Source organism: Phyllobacterium sp. YR620 (genome assembly GCF_900104165.1).
Classification (GTDB): domain Bacteria; phylum Pseudomonadota; class Alphaproteobacteria; order Rhizobiales; family Rhizobiaceae; genus Phyllobacterium; species Phyllobacterium pellucidum.
This window is the reverse complement of the sequence record NZ_FNJP01000002.1, coordinates 342,889-365,982: the sequence shown is the minus strand read 5'-3', so window position 1 is coordinate 365,982 and position 23,094 is coordinate 342,889. Positions and strand designations below refer to the sequence as shown.

General features: G+C 60.6%; 17 protein-coding genes. 8 read left to right on the top strand and 9 right to left on the bottom strand.

Going from position 1 to position 23,094, the window contains the following annotated elements; translation table 11 throughout:
* Window positions 1-151: 151 nt before the first annotated feature.
* The 5 genes from BLR72_RS08545 to BLR72_RS08525 form a co-directional block, all read right to left on the bottom strand.
* The gene (locus tag BLR72_RS08545; protein WP_091947339.1) at window positions 152-1,684 is read right to left on the bottom strand and encodes a YifB family Mg chelatase-like AAA ATPase; all 1,533 of its coding nucleotides are present in this window, start codon (window positions 1,682-1,684) and stop codon (window positions 152-154) included.
* A 112-nt stretch (window positions 1,685-1,796) separates the two neighbouring features.
* Window positions 1,797-2,738, bottom strand: coding sequence for a glutathione synthase (gshB, locus tag BLR72_RS08540; protein WP_091947336.1), 942 nt, complete (start codon window positions 2,736-2,738; stop codon window positions 1,797-1,799).
* 115 nt (window positions 2,739-2,853) lie between these two features.
* Window positions 2,854-3,159, bottom strand: coding sequence for a septal ring lytic transglycosylase RlpA family protein (locus BLR72_RS08535; RefSeq protein ID WP_051614846.1), 306 nt, complete (start codon window positions 3,157-3,159; stop codon window positions 2,854-2,856).
* Between the two features lie 488 nt (window positions 3,160-3,647).
* A complete protein-coding gene (gene uxuA / locus BLR72_RS08530) occupies window positions 3,648-4,838 on the bottom strand; it encodes a mannonate dehydratase (RefSeq protein WP_091947333.1) in 1,191 nt (396 codons plus the stop codon).
* A gap of 34 nt (window positions 4,839-4,872) precedes the next feature.
* Window positions 4,873-5,643, bottom strand: a complete 771-nt coding sequence (locus BLR72_RS08525) for a GntR family transcriptional regulator (protein WP_091947330.1) — start codon at window positions 5,641-5,643, stop codon at window positions 4,873-4,875.
* A 255-nt stretch (window positions 5,644-5,898) separates the two neighbouring features.
* Here BLR72_RS08525 and uxaC point away from each other — a divergent pair, with 255 nt between their 5' ends.
* The 6 genes from uxaC to BLR72_RS08495 all read left to right on the top strand — a co-directional run bounded on the left by uxaC (window position 5,899) and on the right by BLR72_RS08495 (window position 12,980).
* Entirely contained in the window at window positions 5,899-7,296 is a 1,398-nt protein-coding gene (uxaC, locus tag BLR72_RS08520) for a glucuronate isomerase (protein ID WP_091947327.1), read from the top strand.
* 8 nt (window positions 7,297-7,304) lie between these two features.
* Window positions 7,305-8,789, top strand: a complete 1,485-nt coding sequence (locus tag BLR72_RS08515) for a mannitol dehydrogenase family protein (RefSeq protein WP_091948581.1) — start codon at window positions 7,305-7,307, stop codon at window positions 8,787-8,789.
* 117 nt (window positions 8,790-8,906) lie between these two features.
* Complete coding sequence (locus BLR72_RS08510) at window positions 8,907-10,085, top strand: ABC transporter substrate-binding protein (RefSeq protein WP_091948578.1); 1,179 nt, start codon at window positions 8,907-8,909, stop codon at window positions 10,083-10,085.
* Window positions 10,086-10,146: 61 nt separating this feature from the next.
* Window positions 10,147-11,214: an ABC transporter ATP-binding protein gene (locus BLR72_RS08505; RefSeq protein ID WP_091947323.1), complete on the top strand. Its 1,068-nt coding sequence runs from the start codon at window positions 10,147-10,149 to the stop codon at window positions 11,212-11,214.
* Between the two features lie 5 nt (window positions 11,215-11,219).
* Window positions 11,220-12,131: an ABC transporter permease gene (locus tag BLR72_RS08500; RefSeq protein ID WP_027230859.1), complete on the top strand. Its 912-nt coding sequence runs from the start codon at window positions 11,220-11,222 to the stop codon at window positions 12,129-12,131.
* A 3-nt stretch (window positions 12,132-12,134) separates the two neighbouring features.
* A complete protein-coding gene (locus tag BLR72_RS08495) occupies window positions 12,135-12,980 on the top strand; it encodes an ABC transporter permease (RefSeq protein WP_027230858.1) in 846 nt (281 codons plus the stop codon).
* A gap of 74 nt (window positions 12,981-13,054) precedes the next feature.
* Here BLR72_RS08495 and BLR72_RS08490 read toward each other — a convergent pair whose 3' ends face one another.
* The 3 genes from BLR72_RS08490 to BLR72_RS08480 all read right to left on the bottom strand — a co-directional run bounded on the left by BLR72_RS08490 (window position 13,055) and on the right by BLR72_RS08480 (window position 20,152).
* On the bottom strand, window positions 13,055-14,581 hold the full coding sequence (locus tag BLR72_RS08490) for a UxaA family hydrolase (RefSeq protein WP_091947320.1): 1,527 nt from the start codon (window positions 14,579-14,581) through the stop codon (window positions 13,055-13,057).
* A gap of 134 nt (window positions 14,582-14,715) precedes the next feature.
* Entirely contained in the window at window positions 14,716-16,458 is a 1,743-nt protein-coding gene (locus BLR72_RS08485; RefSeq protein WP_027230856.1) for a cation:proton antiporter domain-containing protein, read from the bottom strand.
* A gap of 199 nt (window positions 16,459-16,657) precedes the next feature.
* The gene (locus BLR72_RS08480; RefSeq protein WP_210183727.1) at window positions 16,658-20,152 is read right to left on the bottom strand and encodes a GH92 family glycosyl hydrolase; all 3,495 of its coding nucleotides are present in this window, start codon (window positions 20,150-20,152) and stop codon (window positions 16,658-16,660) included.
* A 290-nt stretch (window positions 20,153-20,442) separates the two neighbouring features.
* Here BLR72_RS08480 and BLR72_RS08475 point away from each other — a divergent pair, with 290 nt between their 5' ends.
* Entirely contained in the window at window positions 20,443-21,402 is a 960-nt protein-coding gene (locus tag BLR72_RS08475; RefSeq protein ID WP_091947317.1) for an NAD-dependent epimerase/dehydratase family protein, read from the top strand.
* Window positions 21,403-21,463: 61 nt separating this feature from the next.
* A complete protein-coding gene (locus tag BLR72_RS08470) occupies window positions 21,464-22,099 on the top strand; it encodes a LysE family translocator (protein WP_091947314.1) in 636 nt (211 codons plus the stop codon).
* 4 nt (window positions 22,100-22,103) lie between these two features.
* Here the strand turns inward: BLR72_RS08470 and BLR72_RS08465 are convergent, their stop codons facing one another.
* On the bottom strand, window positions 22,104-23,048 hold the full coding sequence (locus BLR72_RS08465) for an adenylate/guanylate cyclase domain-containing protein (protein ID WP_091947311.1): 945 nt from the start codon (window positions 23,046-23,048) through the stop codon (window positions 22,104-22,106).
* Between the last annotated feature and the right edge of the window lie 46 nt (window positions 23,049-23,094).

Genomic DNA, 23,094 nt, shown 5'->3' with positions numbered 1-23,094 from the left:
ACCAAGGGTCTGGCAGTTTTCCTTTGCGCCGTCCTTTACCTAGGGTTCTCGCACCAGACAGGCGCGGCGGTCGCGCCTGATAAACGTCTCTCCGCATCGTTCGTGCAGGAGAAGGCGCTTCCTGGCCACCCTCAGCCATTCTGCCTCGATCTCACGCTGGCTCGCCCATCCTGTCGGCGGTCATGCGATAGGAGATTGCTTCGGCAAGGTGAATGCGCCCGACCGTTTCCTGGCCGTCTAGGTCGGCGAGCGTGCGCGCAACCTTCAGCACACGGTGATAGGCGCGGGCCGAGAATCGCATCTGCTCGCTTGCCTGGTGCAGCAGCGCCATGCCGGAAGCATCGGGTGCGGCGACCGTTTCGATAAGCGCGACGGAGGAATGCGCATTCGTCGTGATCGAGGGAGCGCCGAGTTCTTCGTAGCGCCGCTTTTGAACGGCGCGCGCCCGTGCGACCCGCGCCGCCACTGTGACGCTCGCTTCCGACGCAGCCGGGCGGATGAGATCGCTCGCGCTCACTGAAGGCACGTCGATCCTGATGTCGATGCGGTCGAGCAGCGGCCCGGAAAGACGTGCCTGATAGTCCTGGCGGCAGCGCGGGCCACGCGCACATTGATGGCCGGGCTCGCCCGCCATGCCGCAACGGCAGGGATTCATCGCCGCCACCAACTGGATCTGTGCCGGATAGACGATGCGGTGGTTGGCGCGCGCGATCAGACATTCGCCGGTCTCCAGCGGCTGGCGCAGCGAATCGAGGACCTGCGGCGTGAATTCCGGGAACTCATCGAGGAAGAGAACGCCGTGATGGGCGAGCGAGACCTCACCGGGCCGGGCACGTATGCCGCCTCCGACCATCGCCGCCATCGAGGCTGAGTGATGCGGGGCGCGGAACGGACGCCGGTCGGTAAGCTTGCCGCCGAGAAGTTCGCCGGCGATCGACGCGATCATCGACACGTCCAACAGTTCGCGCGGCAGAAGCGGCGGCAGGATCGAGGGGAGCCGTTGCGCCAACATGGATTTGCCGGAACCGGGCGGCCCGGCCATCAGGAGATTGTGCCCGCCAGCCGCCGCGACTTCGAGTGCGCGCCGTGCGCTTTCCTGTCCGCGGATGTCAGCAAGATCAGGCAGGCCGGTCGCGCTCGTCTGCATAGCCGGCTCGGGCCGGGAGAGAACCTGCGTGCCGCGAAAGTGGTTGGCGAGGGCAATGAGGCTGCGCGGCGCAAGGATGTCGATCTCGGGTCCTGCCCAGGCAGCCTCAGGTCCACACGGGGCCGGGCATATCAGCCCCCGGTCCTGGCGGTTGGCGGCGATGGCTGCAGGGAGAACCCCCGCCACATGCGTGATGGTGCCGTCGAGCGAGAGTTCGCCAAGCACGACATAGGATTGCAGCACATCGGCGGGGATGGCGCCGAGCCCGGCCATCAACCCCACGGCGATGGGAAGATCGTAGTGACTGCCTTCCTTGGGAAGGTCCGCGGGCGCAAGATTGACGGTCACCTTCTTGACAGGCATCGACAACCCGGACGCATGCAAGGCGGCTTGAACGCGTTCGCGGCTTTCGGCGACAGCCTTATCCGGGAGGCCGACAATATGCATGCCCATCTTGCCGGGCGCGATCATGACCTGCACATCGACGGGCTGCGCATCGATACCCTGGAAGGCGACCGTCCGAACGCGGGTGACCATGATTTCGTCCTTGAAAATGCGGGCATGAAAAGAGCTGAGTGCAATGACGCAACATCAGCACATTTCATTCCACATCACAAGAACATTAAGTGAACGGTTCAGGCTGTGAGCCTTAATCCCGTTTGGCCTCGACAGCATCCCAGAACAGCGCGGCAATGTCGGCGCCGCCGAAACGCTTCACCTCGCGCACGCCCGTCGGGGAGGTCACGTTGATCTCGGTCATGTAGTCGCCGATCACGTCGATGCCGACGAGAATGAAGCCGCGTTCGCGCAAAGCCGGTCCAATGCGCGCGCAGATCTCGCGCTCGCGCTCGGTGAGTTCCGTTTTCTCAGCCCGGCCACCGACATGCATGTTGGATCGCGCATCGCTATCCGACGGGACACGGTTGATTGCGCCGACGGGTTCGCCATCGATCAGAATGATGCGCTTGTCGCCGGCCCGCACGTCCTTCAGGTAGCGCTGGGCGATGATCGGCTCGCGGAACATCTGGCTGAACATTTCGAGGAGCGAGGTCAGATTGCGGTCACCGTCGGCAAGGTGGAATACGCCGGCGCCACCATTGCCATAGAGCGGCTTCAGGATGATGTCGCCGAACTCCTTGCGGAAGGCGACAATCTCCTGAGGATCCTTGGTGATCAGGGTCTCCGGCATCAAATCCGGAAACTCGGTGACGAAGATCTTTTCGGGACTGTTGCGCACCCAGGCGGGATCGTTGACAACGAGCGTCTGCGGATGGATGCGCTCGAGCATATGCGTCGTCGTGATGTAGTTCATGTCGAAGGGCGGATCCTGGCGGAGCAAGACCACATCCATCTCCGACAGGTCACGGCGGATCGGCTCACCAAGGGTGAAGTGGTCGCCTTCGACATCGCGGACACTGAGTTCCTCGATACGCGCCGACACGACGCCATCGCGCAGGCTGAGCCGGTCGGGCGTGTAGTGGAAGAGAACGTGGCCGCGCTTCTGCGCTTCAAGGCAAAGCGCGAAGGTCGTGTCGCCGCCGATCCGGATCGATTTGATATGGTCCATCTGGACCGCGACTTGGAGTACCATCGAACGTCCCCTAAACGAGCAGGAAATGCTCACATGGCGATGTCACGTTCGACGGTCAACGTCAATCCCATCATACGCCAACGCCGCTGGCGCATCCTTGCTTCCAGAGGCCTTATCAGAGCTGAGCCATGCAGATGTTGGTGTGTCCCTGCCCGACAAAGCCGAGCCGGTTGGCGGCACCCTTGGAGAGGTCGATCACACGGCCCTTGATGAACGGCCCACGATCATTGATGCGCACGACAATGGAACGACCATTGCGCTGATTGGTAACCTTGACCTTCGAGCCGAAGGGCAGGGTGCGGTGAGCGGCGGTCAAATCGGATGGGTTCATCCGTTCGCCGGATGCAGTCTTGGAACGCAAGGCATACCAGGATGCGCCGCCGCAGGCTGAGCCTGCATGTGCTGAAACGGCGCCGAGCATGAGGAATAGCACCGATGCCGAAAGGACGGTGCGGATGCTTGCGATAGATACCATGGTGATGTTCGCACTTGTGGTAGCCCGCGGCAGAACTGCCGGACTGAAGACACACGCATTGAAGATTGACCCCCGGGCAAGTAGATCACGGCGTGAGCGAGTAATTGCTTCTATTTTGGAGAAATGTGGCCCTGAGGTGGCCCGCCAAACCAAGATCGGCTGAGATCAGCTGGAGAGAGCCGCCAAGTTACTCAAAAAGCTTGTCTTAATATGATTCAAAACGTGATCGAAAATGCTTCTCTATGGGAAAGGTATTCTGCCTGCTATCCAAAATATGGCGATAATGTGATGGATATTCACCGCATTATTGCGCTCTATTTGCCCAGCAGCGCGACCCGACTCATGAATATGGTTAAAACGGATTAACTATAAAGAACTAGAACGCCCCGGCTTGGGAAAGCCGGGGCGCAATATTTGGTAAAAAGTGATCGCTTTTAGACGAGAGCTTGTGGATCAAGGGCGTGAATGATGCCTCGAAGTTCGGCGAGGCCGCGCAACCGGCCGATGGCAGGGTAGCCCGGGGTCACTTCCTTGTTGAGATCGTCGAGCATGCGGTGACCATGGTCCGAGCGGAAGATGATGCTGCGCGACTTGTCGCGTTTGCGGTCCTCGGCAAGGAGTTCGCGCAAGACAGCCACCATATCGACGTCGCCTTCGAGATGCGCTGCCTCGTGGAAGGTGCGACCGTCGCCCTCGCGCGTTGTTGCCCGCAGATGGGCAAAGTGAATGCGGTCGGCAAAGCGCCGCGCGATTGCGGGCAGATCGTTGTCGGCGCGCACGCCCAGGCTGCCCGTGCAATAGCACATGCCGTTGGCGGGCGAAGGCACCGCTTCGAACACCGCAGCATAGTCCGCCTCCGTCGAGGCGATGCGCGGAAGCCCGAACAGCGGGCGCGGCGGATCGTCGGGATGTAGTGTCAGCTTGACACCGAGATCATCGGCAATGGGCGTCACGGCCAGCAGGAACTCGATGAGGTGCTGGCGAAGCTTGTTGGCATCGATACCCGAATAGGCCTCCAGCTTGTCGCGGAACGCTGGAATCGTCAGCGGCTCGGTGGTCGAGCCGGGAAGGGCGCTGGCAATGTTGCGGGTAAGATCAGCGATTTCCTGTGCGCCCATGCCGGCATAGAGCTCGGCCGCAATCTCCTGGTCGGCTTGCGAATATTCACTTGCGGCACCCTTGCGTTGCAGGATGTGCAGATCGAACACAGCGAACATGTTGTGGTCGAAACGCATCGCCGTGGACCCGGTCGGCGTGACGTAGTCGAGTTCGGTGCGGCACCAGTCAACAACGGGCATGAAGTTGTAGCAGATGACCTTGATGTCATTGGCCGCCAGAGCTTCCATGCTGGCGATCCATGCGGCAATTTCGTTCTTCGCCGTCCCGCCGGTCCGTTTCACGGCGTCGGGAATTGGAATGCTTTCGACCACTGACCAGGTCAACTGCGAGCGGCCGTCCGGCGTCGATTCGATCATGGACTTGCGCTCTTGAACCTGAGCGGTGGTCCAGGCTTCGCCGATCGGTACGTCGTGCAGCGCGGAGACGATATCGGTCGCCCCGGCCTGACGCACATTATCCAGCGACACGCCCGCCTTCGGGCCAAACCATCGCCATCCCTGACGCATGCATTCCTCCGTGGTGTGTTTTATCTCGTCCGGATCAGATGAATGATTCCGGGTGGCTTTTTCTCAATTCGTCGACATCGGGGATGACGGCGTCGAGGTGCTTCCGCATGGCAGCGCAAGCTGCCGCCACATCATGGGCCTCAATGGCATTGCGGATGATCCGGTGCTCGGAAAGCACGTGTTCCATGCGCCCCAGAGCGGGAAGGGTCATGCGCCGGGCCCGGTCGATCTGTACCTTAACCGGCTTCAGGTAGCGCCAGATGCCGGGATGTCCTGAAATAGCGGCAATCGCCTCGTGAAAGGCCTCGTCGGCTTCATGGAATGCGCCCATGTTCTGGCGGTCGGCGAAGAATTGCTGTCGCGCCAGAACCTCATCCAGACGTTCAATGTCGTTTGCGGTCGCTCGCGATGCAGCCCGCTCTACGGTCGCGCCTTCCAGCGCCTGCCGGATGACGACAGCCTCAGGTATAAGCGCAACAGGAATGCGAGCAACAAAGGTTCCGGACTGGGGAAACACGTCGACAAGGCCATCTTCAACGAGGCGGATCAGCGCCTCGCGAACCGGCGTCCGGCTGACACCGAAGCGTTCGGTGAGCACCTTTTCGTTCAGCGGCGTACCGGGCGTCATCTCCATCGAAACGATGGCTGCATGGAGTTCGCGATAAATGGCTGTCGCCGTGGTGACCCGGGCAACAGGCGCTGCTCCCCCATGCCGAACGGGCCGCACATTGGTAGCGCCGGGCGTGACGATCGTCTCGGACGCCAAAAGGACGACGCTTTTTTCTCCCGCCTGCTTTACTGCCATTCAAGCGCTCCATTTCCTCATTTTGGATCCTTCAATCCTCAATGATGGAATTCCACCCAAATTCCTAGATCCTCGATCCGCAGCGGCGAGACATTCCACGCGCGATCGGGTGTTGACATACTAATATATTATTCTCTAGTGTTCGCCAAGGCCAATACCGGCAAATCTCTGAAGATAATGGCCTCGCGGGCATCGGCACCAAGCTTTAGCGCCACTAGATCCCGTTATTGTATGACGCAGCAAGGAAGTTGAAGAATGGCCCTCAACCCCGACCGGTTGTTTCCAATCGAGCCTGACGCGCGCGCCATCGCGCGGCGCTTGTTCGAGACCGTTGAGCGGTTGCCGATTGTCTCCCCGCACGGCCATACCGACCCGCGCTGGTACGCGGATGATGAAGCATTTCCCGATCCGGCAAGCCTCTTCGTCAAGCCAGATCATTATATTTTTCGTATGCTTTACTCACAAGGCGTGCGCCTCGAAACGCTTGGCGTTCCGAGAAAGGATGGCGGGGCCGTCGAGACGGACGGACGCTCCATCTGGCAAACGTTCGCGCGGCATTTTCACCTGTTCCGGGGAACGCCTTCCCGCCTGTGGTTCGAGCATGCGCTCGAAAACGTTTTCGGTATCGATGAGCGGCTCAATGAAAAGAATGCGGACACGCTCTACGACCGGATCGCCGAACGCCTGACTGATCCGGCCATGCGCCCGCGCGCGCTCTACAAGCAGTTCGGCATCGAGGTTATTTCGACCACCGACGCGGCAACAGATGATCTTGCCGCACACGATGCGATCCTGCGCTCAGGTTGGGATGGCCGCGTTGTCCCGGCCTACCGGCCCGATGCGGTCGTCGATGCCGCGCAGCCGGCTTTTCGCTCGAATGTGGAAAATCTCGTCGCACTGGCTGGCGTTAATCTCGACTATGCCGGCTACCTCGAAGCGCATCGCCTGCGCCGCGCTTATTTCAAGGCGCGCGGCGCGACATCCACTGACCATGGCCACCCGACGGCCCGCACGGCAAATCTTTCGCCGGTGGAGGCTGCGAGCCTGTTCGATCGCGTGTTGCAAGGAGCCTCTCTTGCCGATGCGGAACTCTTCCGTGCGCAGATGCTGACCGAGATGGCGCGCATGAGCGTTGAGGACGGCCTGGTCATGCAGATCCACCCCGGCTCCTTCCGCAATCATAATCCGGAAATTTTCGGCCGCTTCGGACCGGACAAGGGCGCCGACATTCCGCGCGCCACCGGCTACGTGGAAGAGCTGAAGCCCTTGCTCGATGCATTTGGCAACGATCCGCGGCTGACGCTTATCCTGTTCACGCTCGACGAGACCAGCTACAGCCGCGAGCTAGCGCCGCTTGCCGGGCATTATCCGGCCTTGCGCCTCGGACCGGCCTGGTGGTTCCACGACAGTCCGGAAGGCATGCGCCGCTTCCGCGAACTGACGACCGAAACCGCAGGTTTCTACAACACCGTGGGCTTTAACGACGACACGCGCGCCTATCTTTCGATCCCTGCCCGCCACGATATGGCGCGCCGCGTCGATTGCGCATTTCTCGCACGCCTTGTCGCCGATCACCGGCTTGATGAGGACGAGGCGCAGGAGGTGGCGGTCGAACTTTCCTACCGCCTCGCCAAGCAGGCATACAAGCTTTAGGAATGGACATGACCGAGCAAAATCAACTGTCCGCTGACACGCTGGCTCGCCTCGGCAAGGATGTGCAAAGGCCAGCCTATGATCGAGACGAGATAAATACCGGGATTGTGCACCTTGGTATTGGCGCGTTCCACCGCGCCCATCAGGCAGTCTACACCGATGCCGTGCTGGCGAACGGCGACAATCGCTGGGGCATCCTCGGGGTTTCGTTGCGCAGTGCCGACACACGAGATGCGCTGCAACCGCAGGACGGCCTCTATACGGTTGCCGTGCGTGATGGCAGCGGCGATCGTTTCAGCGTTATTGGCAGCATCACGAGCGTTCTTGTGGCGCCTGAAAATCCGCAAGCCGTTGTGTCGGCAATGGTCGAACCTTCCGTCAAGATCATCTCGCTGACGGTAACGGAAAAGGGTTATTGCTATGCGCCCGCGACCGCTTCACTCGACGAAAGTCACCCGGATATCGTCCACGACATTGCGCATGCCGCTGCGCCGCGTTCGGCGATTGGTTTCATCGTAGAGGCACTCGCGCGCCGTCGTGAAAACGGGACGGAGCCGTTTACGCTCCTGTCGTGCGACAATCTTCCGGCGAACGGCGAAACCCTCAAGCGGGTCGTCCTGCGCTTTGCCGAATTGCGCGATCCTGATCTGGCGACGTTCATCCGCGAAAGCGTCGCCTTTCCTTCGACGATGGTTGATCGCATTGTTCCGGCGACGACCGATACGGATCGCACAATTGTCGAGCAGGCGACCGGGCTGCGCGATGCCTGGCCGATCATGACCGAGCCGTTTACGCAATGGGTGGTGGAGGACCATTTCCCATCCGGGCGTCCCGCATGGGAGAAAGTCGGCGTCACCTTCGTTGAAGACGTCGATGCGTTCGAATTGATGAAGTTGCGCCTCCTTAACGGCAGTCACTCGACTCTCGCCTATCTCGGCTATCTTGCTGGGCACGAGACAGTATCCGACGTGATGCAGGCGGAAGGCTTTTCTGCCTTCATCGAAGCGATGATGGACGAAGAGATTACGCCGACCCTGCCGCCGCTTTCAGGCTTCGACCTTTCGTCCTATAAGGCGCAGCTGCGCGAGCGCTTCCGCAATCCGGCTCTGCGCCACCGCACATGGCAGATCGCCATGGATGGCTCGCAAAAACTGCCGCAGCGGCTGTTGAACACGATCCGCAAGCGCATCGAACAGGGCAAGCCCTTCAAACGGCTGGCGCTCGGCGTCGCGGCCTGGATGCGCTACGCCACGGGGACAGACGAGCGCGGACAGCCGATCGACGTTCGCGATCCGCTGGCAAACGATTTCCGCGAACGCACGCGTGGCAAAACCTCGGTCGCCGACCTTCTCGACGCCTATCTAGGGATGCAGCAGATTTTTGGCGAGGACCTTGCGGGCAATAATGAGTTTCGCCGCGCCGTGGGCGGGGCACTGGAACAACTGCTGCGCGATGGCGCCGCTCTGACTGTAGCAAAAGCTGTAAGAGACTAAAGCCTTGCTATCCTGATCTGATAGATTAATATATCAAATCTCAAAACAGGCCGGTTCGGGAACCCGGTCGCAGTCTCACCGCAGGACATTGGGAAATCAAAAGGGAGGAATAATATGATCCGCATTACACGCAGACAGGCCATTGGCGGTCTGGCAGCAGTCGCCGCGCTACCCGCCACGCGGCTCTTTGCTCAGTCGAAGCTGGCACTGCCGACTTCGCCGGTCGCGATCAACGTCGCTGACGTTGCCGGCAACCTTGCATTGACGCAGGCCGCAATCGAGAACTATGCGAAGGCGAAGCCGGAACTGGTATCCAAGATCACCTTTACCAAGGCGCCGGCACCCGAACTGCCCGGCAAGATCAAGGCACAGCAGGCGGCCAATCGGCTCGATATCGATCTCGTGCTCACCGGTACGGACGCGCTCTCCGCGGGGCTCGAACAGGATCTATGGATCAAGCTTCTCCCGGATCACGCCGCATCGCTGCCTGATCTTGCGAAAATCTATCTTGAACCGGCTCATCGCATGCTGGCGCTCGGCAAGGACCATGGCGTCGTCGTTACCTATTACCCCTCGGGGCCGCTGCTTGAATACATGCCGGATCGGGTGAAGAAGGTACCGACCACAGCCGAAGAGCTGCTGGCGTGGGCCAAGGAGAACCCGAACAAGTTCCTTTATGCGCGTCCGGCAAATTCCGGTCCAGGCCGTACCTTCCTCATGGGCCTGCCCTACCTTCTTGGCGATAGCGATCCGCGCGATCCGGTCAAGGGCTGGGACAAGACGTGGGCTTACCTCAAGGAACTCGGCCAATATATCGAATACTACCCAACAGGCACCGGCGCGCTGATGAAGGAACTCGGCGAAGGTACGCGCGACATGACGGTGTCGACGACCGGCTGGGATATCAACCCGCGCGTCCTTGGCGTTGTTCCGAAGGAAGCTGCAGTTGCTCCGCTCAAGGGCTTCCATTGGGTCGCCGACGCGCATTACATGTGCGTCCCGAAAGGCGTCGCAGATGACAAGGTTGCGGTCCTCCTCGATCTCATGAGCTTCCTGCTCACGCCCGAGCAACAGGCCTACACCTACGACCAGGGCTACTTCTATCCGGGTCCGGCGGTGAAGGACGTCCCGCTTTCCATGGCGCCGCAGGAAAGCCAGGACGCGATCGCCGAATTTGGCCGCAAGGAATATGCCGACTGGATTGCCAACAACCCGATCGAGGTTCCGCTCGAGCCATCGTCGATGGTGGTGGCATTCCGGCGCTGGGATGAGGAAGTCGCAGCCAAGAAGTCATAATTTATTGTTTCATCGGCGCGGCCCGGCGATGCCGGACCGCGCACAGCCATGAGGTTTCCAGATGCTGCTTGCATCATCGCCATTTCGCGAAATTCGTCTCGATCAAATGAGCCGTGCCTTCGGTGCGCATAACGCGCTGAAGAGCGTCTCGCTTTCCATTCGCAAGGGGGAATTTATCGCCCTCCTCGGCCCCTCAGGTTGTGGCAAGTCGACGGCGCTCAACTGCATTGCCGGGCTCCTGGCAACCACGGGCGGCGGCATATTCATCGACGACAAGCGCATCGACACCTTGAAGCCCGAGGATCGCGGGTTCGGCATGGTGTTTCAGAACTATGCCCTGTTCCCGCACATGACTGTGCGCCAGAACATTGGCTTCGGCCTGAAGATGCGCAAAGTCGCGAAGGCCGAAATCGACAAGCGGGTCGAAGAGGCACTGAATCTCGTGCGCCTGCAAGGTCAGGGCCACAAGCTGCCGGGCCAGTTGTCGGGCGGCCAGCAGCAGCGCGTTGCCATCGCGCGCGCCATCGTCATCGAACCGCCGCTCGTCCTCATGGACGAGCCATTGTCGAATCTGGATGCCAAACTCCGGCTCGAAATGCGCGCCGAAATACGCCGCATTCACAATCAGCTCGGCGCAACAACGATTTACGTTACCCACGACCAGGATGAGGCCTTGTCCCTAGCTGATCGCGTCGTGGTCCTGCGCGACGGAGAGATCAGGCAGGTTGGCGTTCCAAGCGATCTCTACGAACGCCCCGATCATCTGGATGTCGCCGAATTCATGGGATACCGCAATCGCCTGACCGGCAAGGTCGTCGCCAAGGAAGGCGACCGCGCAACCGTCACCGTCGGCAATGCGACCTTGACCGGCACCGCTCGCTCATCCCTGAAGCCCGGAGATACGGCCGTCATTGCCGCCCGTGCCGACGACGTCGTTGCCGGCGAAAAATCGCCGCAGACTGTCGAGGCCGTGGTTGAGACGATCGAGTATCGCGGCCGCGAATTTGTCGGGACGGCGCGCACCGCTGGCGGCCTCGAACTTGTTTTCCACGCCGGCCACTCCGCGGAACTCGGCAGTTCCATCTGGCTGTCAGTTGATCCGGCGCGTGCGCTGGCTTTTGCGGCGTGACGGCCATGGCGAGCATTACCGCATCCTCCTCTCCGTCCGAGTATCGCCTGCCACTGCGCCAGCGGCTGGCGGTGCGCGGCATTGATGGCGTTACGCTTCTGGTACTGCCGGCATTCCTGTTCTTGCTGGCCGTATTCGTTTATCCATTCATCTATGGCCTGGTCCTTTCCTTCACGCCCAAGGAAGGCGGCCTCTTTGGCAATTATCAGAAGTTTTTCTCCGACCCGTTTCTCTACGATACGATCCTCACGACGCTGTGGCTCGCCGTACCGGTGACGATCATCAGCATCGCCATCGCCATTCCGGTGGCCCTGCGGGTGCGGCTGCTGAAGCATCAGCGGCTCTTGACGACAATCCTGGTTCTTCCGGTCACATTAGGCACGGTGCTTGTCGCCGAAGGGCTCCTGAACTATCTCGGCCCGCAAGGCTGGTTCAGCCGCACCCTCATCCAGTTCGGCATGATCGACCGGCCGCTCAAGCTCACCAACAATTACTGGGGCGTGTTCGCGTCGCTGATCATCACCGGCTTCCCGTTCACATTCCTGCTGACGTTGTCCTACGTATCGGGCATCGACCCGGCGCTGGAACAGGCCGCCGCCACCCACGGCGCAAGCAGTTGGCAGCGCTTCCGCCATGTCATGCTGCCGCTTCTGGTTCCCGGCCTTGCCATCGCCTTCTGCCTGTCCTTCGTCCAGGCCTTCGCGGTGTTTCCGTCCGCGGTCTTGCTGGGCGCGCCTGCGGGACCGACCCGCGTCATTTCGATTGCGGCTTACCAAGCGGCGTTCGAGCAGTATGATTATTCGATGGCATCGGCGATCGCCATGATCATGGCGGCTGTGCAGCTGTTGATTGTCGTTGCCATTCTCGTCATTCGCAACATGTTCTATCGCGGCTCGACCGCCGGCGGAAAGGGCTGATCCATGATCCGCGACACAACAATTGCTGCAAAGCTCTGGATCACCGCCGTTTGGGTACTGGTGGGCTTCTTTGTCCTCAATCTCCTTGCGATGATCACTACCGTGATCTTCTCTTCCTTCGCCACCCGTTGGCTCGGCACGTGGCTGCCGGCCGGATGGACCACGAAGTGGTATTTCACCGCCTGGACCGAGTTCCAGCTCGGCGACGTCCTGCTCGTCACCTTCCAGATCGTCTTCGCCGTGGTCGCCCTGTCGGGGATACTTGGCGTGACCGCAGCCTACGCGCTGGCGCGCAGGGATTTTCCCGGCAAGAAACTGGTCATGCTGCTCTTTCTGTTGCCGCTGCTGGTCCCGCCGATCACCTTCGGTATTCCCCTCGCAACGGTACTTTATCAGGCGGGCGTGGGCGGCACGTTCTGGGGCGTGGTTCTCGCCAATCTCGTGCCGACAGTTCCCTTCGTCATCCTGGTCATGATCCCGTTCATCGAACAGATCGATCCCAAGATCGAAGCCGCCGCACGCGTCTTCGGTGCGGGAACGTTCCAGCTCTTCATCCACGTTCTCCTGCCGATGCTATTGCCGGGTATCCTTGCGGCTCTCCTTCTCGTGCTCGTGCGCACCGTCGCAATGTTCGAGCTGACGTTCCTAACCGCCGGGCCGACAAGCCAGACACTTGTCGTCGCGCTCTACTATTCGGTGTTTGCGTCGGGCGTTCGGGCCGTGCAATCGATCGACGCGATGGCAGTGGTCTACATGATCACGACGCTGGTCTGGCTGCTCATCGCACTGCGCTTCGTCAACCCGACGCAGATCGTGGCGCGTGCCAAGCATCAGCAAACAGCCGCCTGACCGTAGAGGCAGAAATGAAAGGAAACGGGAGCCAATGGCTCCCGTTTTCGTTCCAATGCCTGCAGCCTTGTCGGCTACATCGTTGCGCCAATCTGCCAAGGCACGAATTCCGCATCGCCATAGCCGAGCTGTTCGGACTTGCTCGGCGAGCCGGAAGCAACCTTCAGAACCCGTTCGAAGATTTCCTGGCCCTTCGCCTCGATAGAGACACCGTCGAGAATGTCACCGCAATTGATGTCCATGTCCTCGATCATCTGGTTGTACATCGGCGTATTGGTGGCAAGCTTGATCGAAGGCGTCGGCTTGCAGCCATAGGCCGAGCCGCGGCCTGTGGTGAAGGCAAGTACATTGGCGCCGCCGGCAACCTGTCCTGTCGCTGAAACAGGATCGTAGCCGGGCGTATCCATGAAGACGAGCCCATGGGAAGTGACGGGCTCGGCATAGCCGTAGACGGCCTCGAGCGGCGACGTGCCCGACTTGGCGACCGCACCAAGCGACTTTTCGAGAATAGTGGTGAGACCACCGGCCTTGTTGCCCGGCGACGGATTGTTGTTCATCTCCATCTTGTTGCGGGCGGTATAATCCTCCCACCAGGCGATGATCGATTGCAGCCGGTCCACCGCCTGCGGGTTCGAGGCGCGCTCGATGAGGAGATGCTCGGCGCCGTAGATCTCCGGCGTTTCGGAAAGAATCGCCGTACCGCCATGCTTGACGAGGAGATCAACCGCAGCGCCGAGTGCGGGATTGGCGGTAATGCCGGAATAGCCGTCGGACCCGCCGCACTGCAAAGCGAGCATGAGTTCCGAGGCGGGAATGGTTTCGCGCCGAACGTTCGCGGCGACTGGCAGCATGTCACGGACGGCGGCAATGCCCGCTTCCATCGTCTTGCGGGTGCCGCCCACTTCCTGGATCGTCAGGCTGCGGAACGTGTCGTTCTCAACGATATTATACGTTTCTTTCCAGCGGCCGATCTGGAATGCCTCACAGCCGAGCCCGACCATGAGCACGGCGCCGATGTTCGGGTTGGTGGCGTAGCCCCACTGCGTGCGCTTCAGAACCTCGTAGCCTTCGCCGTTCGTATCCATGGCGCAGCCGCCGCCATGGACGAGTGGTATGATGCCATCGATCGTTGGATATTCATCGAGAAGCCCCGACTTGCGCACCGCCTCGGCGATAAATCGCGCCACGGAGGCCGAGCAGTTCACCGAGGTAAGGACGCCGATATAGTTGCGCGTACCGGCACGGCCATTGGCGCGGCGGAAGCCCTCAAACGTGGCGCGCTGCGTCAGCGGCAGCAAACCGCTCCCGTGCGGCGCGTGGCCCGCATCCGCCTCACGCACGAAATCGCTGTAGTTCAGATTATGTTCGTGCACCCATTGGCCAGGCTCGATCAGCTTTGATGCCGAGCCGATGATCTGGCCGAACTTGCGCACAGGCTCGCCCTCGGCAATGACTCGCGATGCCAGTTTGTGGCCGCGCGGCACCCGATCGGCAACCGTGACGCCCTCGATTTTTTGCCCGGCCTGAAACGAGTCGACGGCAACGACGACGTTGTCGCTGGCGTGCAGCCGCAAATGACGAGGGGCGGTAAGCGTGTCCATGAAATTCTCCAGGTTGAATTAATATATTAGTTGGAGAGGGTAGCAGTTTCAATGCGTCATGTTAGCGTTGCCCGCATCATAGCACCGCGGGGACCTTTCGGGGGCGAGAACTTGTAGCCAATGCGCGGGCTGGTTCAGGTCACATCGAGTGACTGGTCGTCCCGTTTGCGGCGGGAAACGTTCATTTCCGCACGCTCGCGCGCCATGTTGCTCACGGCCTTGCGCAGTGCCGGGTGACGGGACATGAAGACGTTGAAGTCGCGCCGCTCAAGCACGAGGAACGCGCAAAAGTCGACGGCAATAACATCTGCCGTGCGCCTGCCGCCGCTGAGGAGCGCCATCTCGCCAAAAAAAGCGCCGGCGTCGAGCCGGACATTGTCATCCGCCAGTTCAACCTCGACCGCGCCGGAAGCAATGAAATAGAGCCCGTCCGGACGATCGCCCTTGCGCAGGACGCGCTCGCCGGGTGACGCGGATTTCGGCCGGAACAGTAGCAAGAGTTCCTCCTGCGAATTCTCGTCGACCTGGGAGAAAAGCGGAAATGTCTCGCAAAGCTGCTGCATCTCCAGCTGGTGCTGCCGGTTGCGCTCGTCATTGGCGGCGCGGATCTGCTCGACCGCGTGATTAAGCTTTTCAAACTTCACCTTGCCGTACGTCGCATACACTGTTGGCCAGGTTGCCTGCAGCTTCTTCTGGATGGCCTCACCGGCGAGCAATACCAGCGGGTTGAGCGTGATCGACAGGATCGCCCCGGCGAGGATAAGGTCCTGCCCCTCGCGTGGAAGCAAGCCGAGCGTGACGCCGAGCCCGGCAAGGATGAAGGAAAATTCACCGATCTGGGCGAGGCCGGTCGATATGCGCACGCCCATGCCCAAGGGGTAGCGCAGCACGAGCACCACCAAAAAGGCGATCAGCGATCTGCCGATGATGATCAACACCAGAACGGCGATCACCGCGATCGGCTCTCGAACGATGATCGAGGGATCGAAGAGCATGCCAACGGAAACAAAGAACAGAACGGCAAACGCATTTTGCAGCGGCAGGGAATCGGCGGCGGCACGGTGGCTGAGACGCGATTCGCTCATGACGACGCCGGCAAAGAAGGCGCCGAGCGCAAAGGAAACGCCGAAGATTGCCGCGGACCCGTAGGCGATGCCGAGGGCGAGGGCGAGCACGGACAAGGTGAATAACTCCGAGGAGCCGGTGCGGGCAACCAGCGTCAAAAGCCATGGCACGACCTTCGGCCCGACAAAGACGGCGATGCCGGTAAAGGCGGCAACCTTGAGCAAGGTGATGGAAATCGTTGTGGCAATCGAAAGATCGCTGGCCGCATGGGCGACGGCATGGCCACCCAGGACTTCCGCAAAGGCCGGCAAGAGCACGAGAGCCAGCACCATCGCCAGATCTTCGACAATGAGCCATCCAACGGCCACGCGGCCGCCGACCGATTCGATCAGGTTGCGCTCCTCCAGCGCCTTCAGGAGCACGACCGTGCTGGCAACGGACAGGCTGAGACCAAAGACCAGTCCGGCTCCTAGACCCCAGCCCCATAGCGACGCAAGGCCCATGCCGAGCAGGGTTGCAAGTACGATACGACCAAGCGCACCCGGCACGGCAATGCCGCGCACGGCCAAGAGATCAGCTGCGGAAAAATGCAGGCCCACACCGAACATCAGCAAAATGACGCCCATTTCCGCCAGCTGGCCGGCCAGCGACGCGTCTGCCATGAAACCAGGCGTGTAGGATCCCATGAGGATGCCAGCGACGAGATAACCGACGAGGGGCGGAAGGCGCAGCCTGTCCGCGGCATAGCCGAGGATGGCGGCGAACACGAAGCCAACGGCAACGGTTGCGATCAATGCGACTTCCTGGTGCACCCTCAGCCTTCGATTGTTTGGTGTTTTCCCACGAGACAGGTTGCGGTCGAACAACCGTGCCGCCTCAGGGTACAACCTAACCTTGATGCTTACATGCTGCCATAAAAATTTTCAGATGCGGATAACAGGTACCGGGCTTTCCCACGCCTGAAGCGATCAAGGGAAGAAGCGGGGTCGCCGAAACGGCCCCGCCCTGTTCCTATTGGATAAGCTGAACGCCCGGCAGCGGATTGGCTGTCGGCTTCGAGTAGTCGCCGGCCGGGCCCGAAGGCGGCGTCCACTCCGCACCCCATTCGGTGGGAGTGGTGGATAGGTCGAAGTTCAGCTTGCCACCGTCCTTGATCTTGTCGAGCGGAAGCCAGGTGCCCTGATAGGTCGCCCCATTCAGTTTCATCTCCTTGATATATCGGGCGTCTTCAGCGACCGGTGCGGCGTGGCCGAGCATAGCCGGCCGGTCGGTCGAAATGCGCAGCTTCTTCCCATTCCCGAGCCACATCGAGATACCCTTGAACTGCGGAGTGGAAACCGCAAGACCGGGTTCGGACGGGATGACAGGATAGAGGCCGAGCGTCGCCAGGACGTACCATGCGGATGTGGCGCCCATGTCGTCATTGCCTGGGAGACCGCCTGCAGCCAGCGAGAAGGTCTTCCGCATGATCGCCGGGATAATATACTGTGCGTATTTCGGTGCGCCCGCCCAATTATACGCCCACGGCGTCTGGAATGAAGGTTCGTTGCCGATATAGTAGATCGAGCCGCTCTCTCCGGAATTCAATTGGCTGCCGGTCGGCTCCTTGCTGAACGGGTTGGTCGTGTCGAGCGCGAACAGCGTGTGCAGACGCGTCAACGCGGCCGGTTTGCCGCCGAGCTTGTCCATCAGCGACGCCCAGTCATGGGCGAAGGCCCAGACGTAATGAGGCTCCGTACCCTCATGGAACACGCCGTTCTCCCAAACGCCGGCCTTGTTTTTGGCGCGCAGCTTCAATTGACCAGCCGTCGTGTCGAAGATGTTGGACCAGTTCTTCGAACGCGCATAGAGCTGGGAGATCTGGTCCTTGTCGGTGGATGCTGTCGGCAGCCGCGACAGGAACGATGCCGCAGAGCGATCGGAGGTCACCATCTCGACCGTTGCCGACGATTCCTTCCAGTCCGCGATTGCGTCCGTCGGAATGTAGCCATACTGGAGCCAGTCCGGCAGCGCGGGCTTGTCGGCATTGCGGCCGACGCTGAGCTTGTCGTTGCACGCGCTCTGGGGGTCGAAAGCAGACTGGATCACATATTTGCGGGCGGTCTCTGTGTCGAATTTCTTGGCGCCGAATACATATGAGCCTGCAACGACATTCAAGCCATGGTCGCCCTGCATCGGGATTGTGTCTTCAGAGCCGTCGACCCAGTGCGGGAACGCTCCACACTGCTGCGCATCGGCGACGAGCGACTGCATCATATCGCTCGCCTCGTCCGGCGCGATAAGAGCGACAAGTTGCGCGGCCGAGCGATAGGTATCCCACATGGAGAAGCCGGAATAGTGGGTCGTATACCCGGCGTCCTTGCCGTCGATCTTGAACCTGTATTTCGACACGTTCTCGACCTCGCGCGCCGGCAGCGAACCGCTCGCAGCTTTGAGATCGACCTGTTTCATGCTGCGATAGTCGCCATTGAGATCGCTGTACACGGTCGGGCCGCTGAAGACCCGATAGAGGGTGGTGTAGAATTTGGTGAGATTGTTGATCGCAGCCTGTTTGAGATCGGCGCTGGCCAGCCTGTCCGTCTCACCCGGCTTGGCGAGATCGACCTGGATCGTGTTCAACCGCTTGTTCCAGACATCCGAAGCCTGTTTCTTGATCTCGTCCAACGACCAGGCGGTGTTTTCGCCTTTCAGGTTCTTTGCTGCATCGCCGAGAAGATTGGCCTTGGCATTTTCGACACTGACCGAAGAGACGCCGATCTTGATCTGCACCGTCTTGTCCGTATCGCTCAGTGCGAACTGCAGCGTTGCCACGTCACTGCCCGCATCGGTGGTTCCACTGGTAAGGGGCTTGTCAAAGGTTGCGTAGAAATAAACCGGTTGGTTCCAGGTGCCATCGCAAAACTTGCTGGCGACAGCGTTCCCGGAGATCGATCTGGCATCGACATCGATCTTCAGTCCCGCTTGATCCTTCGACACACCTGAAGATTTGTTCGCGTTGTTCAACAGGGAGTTCAGGATAAAGTAGGCTTCCGCGGCATTGCCATAGGTCACCCGCATCATGCCGGTGCGCGTCGTCGCGGCTGTTTCGACGGTGATGTTGTTATCGAACTTGACCTTGTAGTAGCCGGGTTCGGCGCTCTCATTGTTGTGCGAGTACGAAAGTCCGTAATAGAGGCTCTGCGTCGCCGATTCCGCTGGCAGCATCGCCACGGTACCCTGGCCGCGGCAGCCTGGACCATTCAGATGCGTCAAGCTGAAGAACTGAATTGAGGAGTCGCCGTAGTAATAGCCGCCCGAACCGTAACCCCAACCGTCGCCGCTACCTCTCGTGTCAGGCCCGAAGCTGACCATTCCAAATGGAGTTTGTGCACCGGGATTGACGTTACCGGAGTGTCCGCCTCCGGTGTCCGACATATTGGTCCCAACGAAAAGATTGACATATTTTGTCAGCGGGGCGTCGGAGCGCGGGCGCAGGAATTCGAGGCTCTCTTCCCATGGGCCCGAATAGGGCGCCAGGCGCTTGTCGAGCGCTGCCGTGGTGTCGGCGATCTTCTTGGCGAGGGTTTCGAGGGTCTTCGGCAGCGCTTCGAGGTCGGCCGAAAGCTTGGCTGCGGTCTCCTTGTCGCCGCTGGCAAGAGCAGCGCTGACCTTCTCGGTGAGCAGGCGGGCGTCGCTTGTGCCCTTTTCGAATTCGGCGAGCGACGTCTTGAAGTCGTCGCTGATCGATGCCGCCTGCTTGGCGAAATCGGCGATCTTGGCCTTGTCGTCGGCCGAAAGGCTGGACATCGCCTGAACGGCGGCAATATCCTGCATCGTCTGATCGATGCGCGGCAGCAGCGCCGCGAAAGACTGGCGGGCGGCATCGGCGGCCTTGAGGCGGTCGGAAGCTGCCGGAAAGTCGATGGTGCTGATCTTGGAGGCCGTGGCGGAAACGGTCAGCTTGTGGTCGGCCTGCTGCAGGTCGGACAGTGTCGTGAGGCTCGTCTTCAATGCGGCAAGGTCCGATGCCAGCTTGTCGAGCTGTTCCTTGGTGGCTGCCTTCTTGTCGAGCGCGGCAATGTCGGCGCCAAGGGTGGTCTTCACCCCGGCGAGGCCGGTGGTGAGCGTATCGAGCTGTTGCTGGGTGACGGACGACTTGTCGAGGGTAGAAAGCGCGGTGGTGAGCGCGTCAATCCGCTGCTGCAGCCCTTTGAACTCACCGGCCAGCGCCCCGCCATCGGCCTCGCCGGCACTCGCCCTGGCCTGCAAGGCGGCCAGGTCGGTGGTGATCGTCTGCAGGTCGCTCTGCAACTGGCCGACCGTGACGCTCACCGTGGCCGTGCCGGCAGCCGCCGCCTGCAACTCGCCAACCTTGGCATTGAGCCTGGCATTGTCCTGTTTCAGCGCATCGACATCACTGGCAAAAGTGCTCGATGCTGCCTCGGCGTCTTTCTTGTCATCCGAATTACATCCGGCAAGCATGGTGCAGCCGAGCAGCCCGGCAAGCAGCGTTCGCGTTATGGTCATGAATTCCTCCAAATGAATCAGTAATGAAAGGCGGTGCTTAAATCGATTTAGAATATGCGTGAGTTTATAGATCCGCAGGCAACGCCACACATGGGTGCATTGCCGTGCAGATAATGGAATCCGTTTTTGTATGGCTGCGCCTGGGCCTCCCTTCCCACGCATTCCTCCAGAGTTGGCGACAATAGTCGCGCTGTCATAAAAGCGTCAATTATCCCAAAGTCTAACGGCTTTCCTTCGAATTATTGCAGGCGGGGATTGAACATTGCGCGCCGTCAAAGCAGTCTCGTGACATGAATAATCGAGACGAAATTCTGGTAACGGGCGCCGCGGGTTTCGTAGGCCGTGAAACTGTAAGACATCTGCTGGCCAAAGACTGGCACGTCCGTGGGCTGGTACGTTCCGAAGTGCGCAACGAATCTGCGCCGCACGCCCGTTTGTCGCTGCATAAGGTGGGTGATATCAGCGCTATTTCCGACTGGTCGCTACTTGTGTCCGGTTGCCGGGTCGTCGTCCATCTTGCAGCGCGAGCGCACAAGACAGGGGAATTTCCCGACGCTTCGCACGCTCTCTTCCGGCGCACCAATGTCGACGCCACGATTGCGCTGGCGCGCGCGGCGCTCGCCGCCAAGGTAAAGCGTTTCGTCTTCGTGAGTTCCGCGGGCGTCATGGGCGATTTCTCGCAGCGCCCGTTCACCGAAGCCGATCCGCCGCAACCTACCAGCGCCTACGCCATGAGCAAATGGCAGGCGGAACAGGCGCTGCAGGATGTCTGCCGGGAAGGCGCCATGGAACTTGTGGTTCTCCGCCCGGTCCTCGTCTACGGTCCGGGCAATCCCGGCAATCTGGAGCGTCTCATGCGCTTGGTTAAGACCGGCATGCCGTTGCCGCTGTCTTCAGTCGACAACCGGCGCAGCCTGCTCAATGTTGGTCACCTGGCGGCGATCATCGCCGAGTCGGCGCATCTGCCTGCTGCGGCGGGAAAAACCGTGCTTCTCGCCGATGGCAACGACGTATCGACCCCTGAATTGTTGCGCGCTTTTGCCGAGGGCTTGGGCGTCAAAGCGAGGCTTTTCTCCATGCCCCCTTCCTTGTTGCTTACCAGTGCGCGGCTGCTTGGCAGGTCGCGCGATGCGGAGCGCTTGCTCGGATCATTGCAGGTCGATACGAGATTGAAGACCCAACTTTTTGGTGCGTTTCCGCGAGAGGCGACAATCTGCGGCCTCGTCGAAACCGGACGATCCGAACGATAGCGGTCTTGACATTTAAATAGGCATGAGAGTGTTTTACCTTACGCTGAAGATGGGGTGATAGATGACACATTTGACAGTCTTGGCATTTGCCGTAGTTGCCTTCATTGGCATTGCGACGCCTGGTCCGACCGTGATCCTCGCCCTGACGAATGGCTCACGCTTCGGCACCAAGACCGCCTGTTTTGGCATGGCGGGGGCGGTGCTTTCCGACTTTGCCCTCATCGGCGCGGTGGCGCTTGGCCTTGGCGCTCTACTCGCGGCGTCCGAGTTCTGGTTTTCCGTCGTCAAGTGGATCGGCGTCGCCTATCTCACCTTTCTGGGTGTGATGCTGATCCGATCAAAGGGAACGCTCGAACTGTCCAATATAACTGCACGTGCCGCGACATCCGTTTCGGTGCGGTCGGTGTTCCTGAAAAGCTTCGCGGTCGCGGTCACCAATCCCAAGGGCTATCTCTTCTTCTCGGCCTTCCTGCCCCAGTTCGTTGATCCAGCTTTGCCGCAGCTACCGCAATACATGGTGTTGGCCGCAACATTCGCCGCCATCGATTTCATGGTGATGTTCGGGTATGCGATGCTCGGTTCGCGCGCTGCGCGCTTTCTGCGCAGGTCCGGTGCCTTATGGCTCGATCGCGTGTGTGGCGGGGCCATGCTGATGCTGGCGGCTTCGCTGGCATTCTATCGCCGCGCAAATGCCTGAGGGCTTATGAACGGGCTGCGCCCTGCCGGCGCATGGCCCATTTGAGCCCCGCAATCACGGCGAGCGCAAACATCGGCCACACGGCCCAGAATGTGCCCGACCACGAGAACAGATTGATGGCCGCAAGGCCAAGCCCGATGACGGCCAATGTGCCGATGCCGCGGTCGATCGTCCTTGTCCCGCGCACCCAGATCAGCGCCGCCAACGTGGCGAGGGCAAGGATCGGCCACTGCGCCCAGAATTCACCTTCCCATGTTAGAAGATTGATGCCCGCGAGCATGGCGGCAATCACTGCGAGCACGCCGAAGCTGCGCCGGGGCGCCGATTGTGCCGTTGACTGCTCCCTTAGGACTGACTGCAAGGGCGCTGGCCGGGCATCGCGCCCGTAGGGGCTTTCCGGTTGCCGCGGCGCCTCAGCGTTTCCGGGTCCGCCGATACGCACCGCATAGCTCGGCACCCCCTCTTCGATGTTCTTCACATTGAGCGTGCCGAGAAAATCAAAACCGACCGCAACTTTATTTCGCACCTGATCATAGACGGTATGCGAGATGACGATGCCGCCCGGGCGAGCGCTCGCTTGCAGGCGCGCAGCGATGTTGACGCCGTCGCCATAAATGTCCTCGCCCTCGGCGATGACGTCGCCGAGATTGAGCCCGATGCGAAACAGCATGCGGTCACCTTCGGAGCGGTCACCATTATAGCCGGCAAGCTCGTTCTGGACGTCGATCGCAGCGCGCACGGCCTCGACCACGCTCGGGAACTCGGCGATCACGCCGTCGCCCCAGGTATTGATCACACGCCCGCCATGCAATGCGATGAGGCCAGCCATCGCGTCGCGATATTGCTTCAGCGTATCGAGGGTGCCTTCCTCGTCAGCCTGCATCAGCCGGGTATAATCCTGGACATCGGCGGAAAAGATGGTCGTCAGCTTGCGGCGCGTTTCGGACATCGTTTCACTCTCGTTGCGAGCGAGCGACTGAAGCAAGAAGGCTCCA